General features: G+C 71.1%; 7 protein-coding genes. 6 read left to right on the top strand and 1 reads right to left on the bottom strand.

From position 1 onward, the window contains the following. The first annotated feature begins 41 nt into the window (after window positions 1-41). From ACIRYZ_RS45760 to ACIRYZ_RS45785, 6 genes are all read left to right on the top strand, one after another. Window positions 42-656, top strand: a complete 615-nt coding sequence (locus ACIRYZ_RS45760; RefSeq protein ID WP_402955455.1) for a hypothetical protein — start codon at window positions 42-44, stop codon at window positions 654-656. A 447-nt stretch (window positions 657-1,103) separates the two neighbouring features. Further along, window positions 1,104-3,305: a protein kinase gene (locus ACIRYZ_RS45765; protein ID WP_402955458.1), complete on the top strand. Its 2,202-nt coding sequence runs from the start codon at window positions 1,104-1,106 to the stop codon at window positions 3,303-3,305. After that, window positions 3,302-5,434, top strand: coding sequence for a PQQ-binding-like beta-propeller repeat protein (locus tag ACIRYZ_RS45770; RefSeq protein ID WP_402955461.1), 2,133 nt, complete (start codon window positions 3,302-3,304; stop codon window positions 5,432-5,434). The genes ACIRYZ_RS45765 and ACIRYZ_RS45770 overlap by 4 nt, the downstream gene beginning before the upstream one ends. A 26-nt stretch (window positions 5,435-5,460) precedes the next feature. Continuing rightward, on the top strand, window positions 5,461-6,246 hold the full coding sequence (locus ACIRYZ_RS45775; RefSeq protein ID WP_402955464.1) for a hypothetical protein: 786 nt from the start codon (window positions 5,461-5,463) through the stop codon (window positions 6,244-6,246). 813 nt (window positions 6,247-7,059) lie between these two features. Further along, on the top strand, window positions 7,060-7,527 hold the full coding sequence (locus tag ACIRYZ_RS45780) for a hypothetical protein (protein WP_402955467.1): 468 nt from the start codon (window positions 7,060-7,062) through the stop codon (window positions 7,525-7,527). A gap of 81 nt (window positions 7,528-7,608) precedes the next feature. Further along, window positions 7,609-8,417 (top strand): IS5 family transposase gene (locus ACIRYZ_RS45785; RefSeq protein WP_402955470.1). Its coding sequence is split into 2 segments (ribosomal slippage): window positions 7,609-7,948 and window positions 7,948-8,417, totalling 810 coding nucleotides; the frame shifts between segments, so codons are not numbered across the junction. 26 nt (window positions 8,418-8,443) lie between these two features. Here the strand turns inward: ACIRYZ_RS45785 and ACIRYZ_RS45790 are convergent. Beyond that, window positions 8,444-9,976, bottom strand: a 1,533-nt coding sequence (locus ACIRYZ_RS45790; protein WP_402955473.1) for an ISAzo13 family transposase, incomplete at its 5' end; no start/stop codon positions are given.

Genomic DNA, 9,976 nt, shown 5'->3' on the forward strand with positions numbered 1-9,976 from the left:
CACGACGGCGCAGCTCAGGCGGGTAGGAGGAAGGGCGTGCCATGACTCGAATCCTTTCACGAAATCGAGTCCCCACCGAACCCGGGGCGGTTCAGGTGCGGCTCGGCGCGGTGTTCGGCCGGCTGGTACTGCGGGGCGTCGCCTGGGTGCTCTACCAGGGGCTGGTGCTGTTCGACCGGCTCACCTCCCGGGCCGGCCAGCAGGCCGAGTACCACTCCGACGTGCTCGCCGCCCGGGTAGCGGGCGGCGAGGCGGCCCGGGGCATGCTCGCGGCGCTGCTGCTGCCCGGCTCGGTGGACACCGCGATCCACCGAATCCGGGCCGAGGAGCGGGGACGGCCCCAAATCGGCCGCGCCCGCAGCCGCCGGACCGAGGACGCGCCCGCACCACCCGCACAAGACCTGCTCTGGGAGCGGGTGCGCGTGCACCTCGCCTCCGTCCCCGCCACCGAGCGGGAGCGCCTGCTGCGGCTCAGCGCCCGTGACCGGTCCGCCGTGGACGGCTCCCACCCACCGACCCACCTGCGGATCGCCCTGGCCGCCCGCGCCGGGGACGAGGACGCAGCCGTCACCGTCACCGCCGCCGAAAGCGCCTCGATCACCGCCGAACTGGCACCACACCGCGCCCGGATCGCCGCCGAACTGCTGGCCGGCTGACGAGGCAGGCCGGCGGCGGAGCGCCGACCTCCCCGGCCCAGGGGCCGGTCAGCGCACCGCCGTCGCTCCGCACCGCCGTACAGGTGCGAGCGGATCGTTTCAGGGTCGATACCCATTTCCATCGTCGGATAAGTCACTCTTGTAGGGCTGGCGGTCGCTCACGGGGGACACTCCAGCACGGCTGGGCCCTCTGGTAAGCGCGGATGCCGCGGTCCCACACGATCCGGCGACGACAGATGCGGCATCACGTCACATACCGCCCTCTCAGATGGTGACGGCGCTGCGGAGAGAGCATCGCGTTCAGCCTGTCGGGCAGGGCTTCCGGCGCCCGCAGCGTGCCCGGCCGTCGGTAGGGCGGCCAACTATTGCGCGAAAGGCAACCAGCGGGTGAGCTGCACGTGTCACTGTGTCTGTCTGTGATGACGGCAACACGTTTGGGGAGGCTTGGTGGCTTCCGGCAGGAACGCCGAGGGCGTGCAGGCGCAGCGGGCTGTGTTCGTGGGCCCGCATCAGTTGCTGCGGCTGTTGGGCGCGGGCGGGATGGGGGAGGTGTACCTGGCCCGCTCGCCTGGGCTGAGACTGCTCGCGGTGAAGGTGATCAGAGCTGAGTACGCCGAGGACCCGCAGTTCCAGCGACGCTTCCAACAGGAGGTCGAGGCCGCGCGGCGGGTGACGGGCTTTCACACCCCGCCCGTAGTGGATGCGGAACCGCGTGGTCGCCGGCCATGGATGGCCACGTCCTACTTACCCGCGCCGACCCTCGGCGAGGTGGTCCTGCGGTTCGGCACTTTCGGCGAGGCGGGATCACGGGCCCTGGGAGCCGCCCTTGCCGAGGCGTTGGCCGCGATCCACGCGGTGGGGGTGGTGCACCGTGATCTGAAACCGGGGAATGTGCTCATCGCGCGGGACGGTCCGCGCGTCATCGATTTCGGGATCAGCCGCGCCTTCGACGCCGTGCACCTGACCCGGACCGGCATGGTGTGCGGCACACCCGGCTACATCGCCCCCGAGCGCATCGTCTCCGGCTCCGTCTCCTCCGGCGCGGCCGATGTGTTCTCGCTCGGCTGCGTGCTGGTGTACGCACTCACCGGTCGCACGCCGTTCGGCGGCGGTGAGCCCGCACAGGTCAACCGGCGGGTCGTCTACGAGGAGCCGGACCTCTCCGGAGTGCCCGCCACCTTGCTCCCTTTGATCGCCTCCTGTCTGGTCAAGGAACCCGCCCGACGACCTACCGCGACGGCCGTGCTGGGCGCACTGGCCCCAGCCGATCCGGCGGCGCTGCTGGGCCCGCAACTGCTCGCCGACCTCGAGGCCCGGGAGCGGCAGGCCGAGGCCGATCTGGGCGCGCCGCAGGCCGATCCGCCCGCGCTGCCAGTGCGGACTTGGCAGTCGCTCAGCCGGCGCGGCCTGTTCGGACTCGGCGCCGGGCTCGGCGCGAGCATGGCCGCCGCCGTTGGCGTGCCGCTGCTGCTCACCCGTCGCGCCCGGCTGGCCCGCGGTTCGGCTACGGTCGGCAAGGCCGCGGACGCGTGGGGCGCCGAAGCGCCGGGTACCGGCAAGCCGCCCGCCGCCCCGGCGCCACTGTGGAGCACTCCGATCAGCGGTCTGACGATGGATCACCAGCTGTCCCTGCTTGGCGCCACCCCGGTGTGGTGGTGCGAAGGGCTCGGTGCGATCGGCTTCGACGGGGCAACGGGGCGTCAGGTCTGGTCCCGGCAGGACGTGCAGTTCTTCCAGGTGCAGAACGACCTGATCTACGGGACGTCCTTGGGTTTCGCGAGCCTGGTGTGGCTGGATGCCGGGGGCGAGAGCCACCAAGGCCCGCTCAGCGTTCCCGCCGCGCAGCGCGACGAGGCCGCGAGGAGCCTGCGGGTCTTCGGCGCGGACAGCCGGACCGTGGTGCTCGCCCGCCAGACCTCCTCCTCGGGCGGCGGGGTCGTGGCCGGAGTCGAGCTGAGCACCGGGACGGTGCTGTGGCAGCAGGAGATCACCCAGGACATGGCAGTGCTCTTTGCCCGCACCATGGAGCACACGCTGAGCGGTTCCGGCAGCGCGATGGGCCTGGTCGCCGACGGCCGCTGCTACTACGAGGACAGCGGCGTCATCCACGCGGTCGACCTGCGCACCGGTGCGTCCCACTGGCAGGTCACCGGTCTCTCACCGGGGAAAGCCGGTACGCCCTCGCGCCTGCTGCGCATCGGCGAGCTGCTGCTGGTCGTGCGCGGAGTCGCGGTAGCCGCCCTGGACCCGGCCACCGGGCAGCAGCGCTGGGCGGCTCCCGCCGTCCCACAGGGGGTCTTCGGCTGCGCACTCGGTGCCGGCCGGCTGCTGCTCTCCGGGGCCCAGGGCACGGCCTACTGCCTGGACGTCACGACCGGCAAGGGGTTGTGGCACACCACCGTGGCGGCGAGGACTGGGACGGGGACGGGCCTGGACTTCCAGGCGCCGTCGGCCGGAGACGGCTTCTTCGGCGTGCCCCTGCTCGACGGATCGTCCGCAGCGGCCGTCCTGGACGCCGCCGACGGCGCAATCCGCTGGGTGGCGAAGGCGGCCTCCGACGAGGGCCAGTGGACCACCGCGGCCAAGGGCGGAACGCTCTTCTGCGGCTCCGCCACCACGCTGCGCGCCTTCCGGGCAGGTGGTGCGTGAGCACGCGGAGCATCGGCCCGTACCGCGTCCTGCGGCGGCTCGGCGCGGGCGGCATGGGAGACGTCTACCTGGCCGCCACCGACAGCGGACGCCCCGTCGCGGTGAAGACCGTGCAGCAGCAGTACGCGGCCGATGCCGAGTTCCGGCGCAGGTTCACCCAGGAGGTGGCGGCGGCCAGGGCGGTCAACGGGGCCTACACCGTGGCGGTGGTGGATGCCGACACCGAGGCGGAACTCCCCTGGCTGGCGACCGAGTTCGTCGCCGGCCCGTCGCTGCACGAGGCCGTGGCCAGGCACGGCCCGCTCACCGGGCCCGCGCTGCAGGTGCTGGGCGCGGGCCTGGTGGAGGCGCTCACCGCGGTCCACCGCGCCCGGATCATCCACCGCGACCTGAAACCCTCGAACGTCCTGATCACCCGGGACGGCCCGAGAGTCATCGACTTCGGCATCAGCAAACCGACGGCCGACGCGCTGCCCACCGCGAGCGGCGAGATCATCGGCACCCCCGGGTTCATGTCCCCCGAACACGCGACAGGCGAGTACCTCACCCCTGCCAGCGACCTGTTCTCACTCGGCGCCGTCCTGGCCTTCGCCGCCACCGGCCGCCCGCCCTTCGGCGACGGGCCGGCGGCGGTGCTGATCTACCGGTCTGCCGAGGAGCCCCCGGACCTCGACGGAGTGCCGCCTGAACTGGTGGGGCTTCTGGTGCGCTGCCTGGACCGGAACCCGGCCCGGCGGCCCGCACCGGCCGAACTCGTCGCAGCCTTCCGGTACGGCCCGGCGGTCGGCACCGACTGGATGGGCGGAGCCGAGCGAACGGTGCGCCAACGCGAGCGGGACCTGGCCCGGGTGCTGAGAGACCCGAACGGCACCCGACGCCGCCTGCTCGTCCTCGGCGGAACCCTGCTCGCCACAGCCGCCACGGCAGGCGCCGCCCGGATGCTGTGGCCCGGCCCGGTCGGCGGCGGGCCCCCGACGGCCTGGTCGCTCACGCTCCCCAGGGCCGGCATGGCTCCCGTCGCCTGCGGACCGGCGGCGGTGGTGTGCGCGGACCGCATCGAAGTGGTCGGCTACGCCCGCGCCGACGGACGGACGCTGTGGAGGAGCACTGCGGAGACCGGCATTCTCCCGGTTGGCGACGGCAACCGGGTGTGGACCGTGGACTCGGCCGGCTCGGTGCAGGCGCGCGACGCCCGCAGCGGCACGACGCTCTGGCGTTCGACCGACACCGTTCCCGGTGCGCAGTCCGTCGCCCTGCCGATGCCCGGCCTGCTGCTGGTCACAGGCAAGGACGGCGCGCTGCACGCCTACGACGCGACCGGCGGGGACCGACTCTGGACCGGCGCCGCGCTCGGCACCTCCTACCGCCTCCAGGCCATGGCCTCGGCCGGCCTGCTGGTCGTGACGCTCTTCGCCGAGACGAAGGAGGCCGCGAGCGGCGCGTTCCGCTTCACCGTGCTCGACAGCGCGACCGGGCGGCAGCGCTGGACGCTCGACGCCCAGGACCTGTACGCGCCGCCGACCGGCAGCCAGTTGTACGCCTTGACCACGGATCTGGCCCTCGCCGCAATGAACGGCCAGGACGGCGCCACCCTCTGGAGCCGGCCCACCAGCCTTCCGCCGGCCTCCGCGACCATGTACCTCGCCGCCTACGGCGGCTCGCTCTCGCTCCGCCAGGACGTGGTCACCTGCCTGCCGCCAGGAGCCGTGACGGCCTCGGAGCAGCAGGTCAACACGGCGGCTTTCGACTCCGCCCAAGGCACCCGGCTCTGGAGCGGCCCGCACAGCGGCTCCGTCACCGGGAGCGCGGACGCCGCAGGGGTACTCGTCCTGGGCGGGCCGGGGGGCGCGACCGGCACCGGCCTGCGCACCGGGCGCGCCGCCTGGACCTGGCAGTCGCCCCAGGGCGCCGCCACCGTCCGGGGATCCGCCGGGGAGCTGGTCCTCCTCACCGCACCCACCGCCGCCGGCGGGATCACCGTGCAGGCGCTGACCGCCACCGGCGGTGCCCCGCAGTGGCAGCAGACCTTCGCCCGGCAGCCGGGCGACCCGCAGGTCCTCCTCCAGGATTCGGCCCTGGTGGTCGGCTACGGGACCACGCTGACCGCCTACCACCTGCCCAGCAGCTGACCCGCCTCCGGAAGGTTCACCATCAGATGGCCGATATCGAGGACACCCCACCCGCGACGCAGCCGCTGCCGACCGCTGCGTCGACCCGCGTCCTGCCGGGGCAGCCCACCCCGGCCACCCTCCCCGACCCGGCGGACCTGCGGCCCGCCGGCCCCGCCCGGCGGTGGACCTGGCTGCTCGGCGGCCTCATCGCCGGGGCCGGCGCCGCCGCCCTCGCGCTGAGCCTGGCGGCCAACCTCGTCGACCCGGCGCCGCCCGCCGCGCCGACGACTGCGGTGACCAACCCGACAACCGTGCCGGACGGGCCGTCCTCCTCCGGTGCGGCGAACCCGGCCGCCGCCCCCTACACCACGCTGGTCGACGGCTGTGCGCTGCTACGCCCCGAGACGGTCGAACGCCACATCAAGGGAGCCACCTGCACCGCGCAGACGCCCGTCGGTGGTGCGACCACGTCGAACGCGAGTTGGACGAGCAAGGACTCCGGCTACGCCAACGCGCAGGTTGCCGTCGTGCTGTCCCCGATCGCGGAGGCGGTTTACCAGCAGATGCTGGCCGCCAGCCGGACCGCGGCGAACGGCACTGGCGCGAAGATCACCGACGACCGGGCCGTTCCCGGCCTCGGTGACAAGGCGACCCTGCTCTACATCTCCTACAGCGGTTTCGGCCACGTCGAACTCACGGTGGTCCAGCACAACGCGCTCGTCACCGTCAGGTACTCCGGCCTGACCCTCAAGGACGTTCCCAGCGCCACCGCCGAGGCAGCCGCCATCGCCTGCGCCAAGGACGCGCTGGACACGCTCACCACCTCGTGAACTCCGCCCTGGACCTGCGCATGCATACGCCCGCTCACTGCCACCGGCCGAACAGCAAGCCGCAGGCAGACCCGGCCAGGGGCCGCGGGCGCTGGCGATGCTGTCGGTGGTGTCGAGGACCGTGCTCAGCAGGCGGGTGCGGGTGGTCTCGGCCATCGAGGCCGTCCCTCCGGGTGACGGTCAAGGCGGGATGGCGCCGCGGACACCCGGGAGTGGAGCGTGATGACCCGGCGCAGGCCGAGGTCGGCGACCACGCGCAGCACCGCGATCTGCAGGGCGAGGCGTGGGCTGATCGTCGTCCCGGTGTCCGCACTGCAGTACTGGGGCGGCTGCACCGAGGACGGCGTGATCATCGGTCACAGCGACCAGCGGGACGACTACGAACGGGCCTGCGGATCGAGGGTCTGACCGAGGTGATCGGCCTGCGCGGCCGCAGCCACGTCTCTGCACTGGTGCTGCGCGACGAGACCGCCACCACCTGCTACCTGCCCGAGCAGAGGCCTTCATGCACTGGCTCGCCGCAGACTCCGCCAAAGCCTCGTCGCCCTCGTCGGCCTGGTCTTCGCCGTCGCGCGGTTCGGCGGGGCAGAGCTCAGCGATGGCGAGGTCACTGCCGAGGGCGGACCACGGATCGTCGGCATGACGCCGTCCGCGGTGACCAGGTGAGGTCGGAAACGGCGGCGAGACGGGGCAGGTTGTCAGTCATGCCGGAGGGGCTCCTTACTGACGGTTTCAAAATGATCTGCAGCTGCAGTCAAGGAAGATCATGATGTGAGAGCGCGCTGATCCTCGCAAGCGAACGGAGCCGCATCGATGGCAGGGTCCCCTGGGGCATTTCAGTCGATCACGTTCGCGGCCTGGCGTGACCGTCCTCCTGGGCAGGACCGCGCCTCCAATTGGTACTACGTCACGCTGGCGGAACTCCTCGTGCGCCTCGGGAGCTTTGGGCTCGGTCTCACTTGGAAGGTGCGGATCGACGATGCTCGACTGGTCACCAGGTTTGCCGAGATCGAGGAGGCTTCTTCCGGTGCCGGGATCGGCACCCTGGAGCTACTGGCCCTGGTCGCGCCGGATGTTCAGTTTGTTGACGGGGACTTCGCGGGGTATGCAGGGGACGAGCTGAGGGTGGTGCTGCGGGAGTTCGACAGCACGAGTTGGGACCTCTGCACCGCGGATGCCTCGGTACGCCGGGAGATCCGCCAGCACTACCCGGACGCGGTGCCGACTCCTGAGGATGTTCTCCAGGAGATCCCCTGGCCGACCACCCGGCGGAAGACGTGATCCAACGCTCCCACTGATCGTTTCTGGGCAAGTTGAACTGTGGGTCTTGCGCTCGGCGATCTTGATCTGCAGGGTGTCCAGGTGCGCGCTGATCTTGTTCCGAACGACCTGTGGGAACGGGTGGCTCCGCTGCTGCCACCTTCTCCCGAACGACGCCACCGCCATCCCGGACGACTTCGCATCCCGGACAGGGCGGCTCTCGCCGGCATCATGTACGTGCTGCGGACCGGCGTTGCCTGGCGCGACGTCCCTACCGAGACCGTGGGCTGCTCCGGGGTCACGGCCTGGCGTCGGCTGCGGGACTGGACCGAAGCGGGTGTCTGGCCCCGCCTGCACGCCGCCCTGCTGACCGAACTGCGCAGCACGGGCTCGCTGGACCTGGACGACTGCGCCGTGGACGGCTCGCATGTCCGGGCCCTCAAAGGGGGGACCATGTCGGCCCCTCGCCCGTCGACCGCGCCCGTCCGGGCTCCAAGCACCACCTGATCGTCGACCGCCATGGAACCCCGATCGCTGTCACGCTCACCGGCGGCAACCGCCACGACGTTACCCAGCTCCTGCCGCTTCTCGACGCGATCCCGTCGATCCGAGGCCTACGGGGACGCCCCCGGCGCAAGCCCCGGCGCCTCTACGCCGACCGTGGCTACGACTTCGACAAGTACCGCCGCCTGCTGTGGAAGCGCGGCATCAAACCGCTGATCGCCCGACGCGGCATCGCCCACGGGTCCGGACTGGGCAAGGTGCGCTGGGTCGTCGAGGGTGCGTTCGCCTGGCTGCACCAGTTCAAGCGACTCCGCATCCGCTACGAGCGGCGCGCCGACCTTCACCAGGGTCTCCTCGAACTCGCCTGCAGCATCATCTGCCTGCGACGACTCCGGGCGGCATTCTGAAACGATCAGTAAGGGCCTGCCGAAAATCAACACGCTTTTTTGATCTTGATCTGGTTGCTGTTCGCCATTGCCGGGACGTACCTGGGGATATACGTGGGCAGGTGCGTCGGGGCTGGGATGGTCTCCACAGTGTGGCCGAGCTGCTCCAGCAACTGCCGGGTCTCTTTGACGACTCGGTGGATGGTGGTCGGGCTGGTCTGCATGAGCCGGGCGAGGGTGTCGCCGGAAAGGCCCAGGTGTAGGTGAAGCAGGGTGGCCACGACGCGGTCGGCGAAGAGGAAGGTGGGTGGGCGCCCGGTTCGGGGCTTGTGCCGGGCGTCGTCTGCAGGGTGGTTGCGGGTCCGTTCCTCGCGCTGTCTCTGTCGTAGGTCGGCGAGGTGTGTGATCAGCTCGTCCAGCTCAGGGGAGGTCATCCCGGTCAGTTCGGCGAGCGTGGGTGCGCGGTGCCATTCGTCGTCAGCGGGAGGTATGACACCGGCCGCGGTAGCGACTGCCTCAGCGGTGGGGTGCAGAGTGTAGTTCCAGTCCCCGTGGAAGATATGGCCGCTGATCGGCAGGGCTGCCAGTTGGACGTCGGTGACGTGGATGCCGGTCGGGTAGGAGCCGGTGTCGAGACGGGCATCGACGGTCAGGCCGGCGCGGGTCGTGGTCGCGGCGATACTCTGCACGATCACTTCGTGACTGGTCAGTGGCCGACCCCGCCAGTTCATGGTGATGTGGGAGAACAGTCGGTGCTCCACCTTGTTCCACTTCGATGTACCCGGAGGTAGGTGGCATACAGTTACCTCAAGCCCGGTCTCGGCCGCGAACCGGGCGAGCTCCATCTTCCATGCACGGGTGCGGTAGCCGTTGGAGCCGCCGGCCTCCGCGGTGATCAGCAGCCGCGACGCCTGCGGGTACTCGGCCCGTCCGGCCGCCTCCCACCAGCGTCGGATGGATTCCACCGCGAACGCGGCGGTGTCGTGGTCGCATCCGACGTTCACCCAGCCGGTGTTCGCCGCTACGTCGTATATGCCATACGGGATGGCCTTGCCGAGTTCCTTGTCGGGAAAGTCGTGGACGTCGACCTCAGTCGGGGCGCCTGCGGGCCGCCACTGACGTCCGCTGTTCTTGAACTGCCCTACCAATTCCTTCTTCTTGGTATCCACACTGATCACTGGCTGTCCGCTGTCCCGGTGTTCACGAGCCTGCTCGTTGAGATAGCGGAACTGCGCGTCGCGGTCTGGGTGCTGCTTGCCTTCCAGGGTCTTGGCGTTGGCCTGCAGGCTGATGCCTTCCTCGCGCAGCAGGACACCGACGGTGTCCGCGCCTACCCGGTGGCCCTGCCGGGTGAGTTCGGTGGCCAACTGTCTGGTGGACTTCACTGTCCACCGCAACGGCGACATCGGGTCGCCGCGCTCCTCCGGCTCGACCAGGGCCTGCAGTGCAGGCCGCAGCCTCGAGTCCAGATCGGCCAGCCGTTTACGGCCCCCGCCAGGCTTGCGCACCCTGTCGAGCGGCTCCTCCCCGCCTTCCAACTCGCGCGCTCCCCGCGAGACCGTGACCACCCCCACTCCGGC

Source organism: Kitasatospora sp. NPDC101155 (assembly GCF_044768305.1).
GTDB lineage: Bacteria > Actinomycetota > Actinomycetes > Streptomycetales > Streptomycetaceae > Kitasatospora.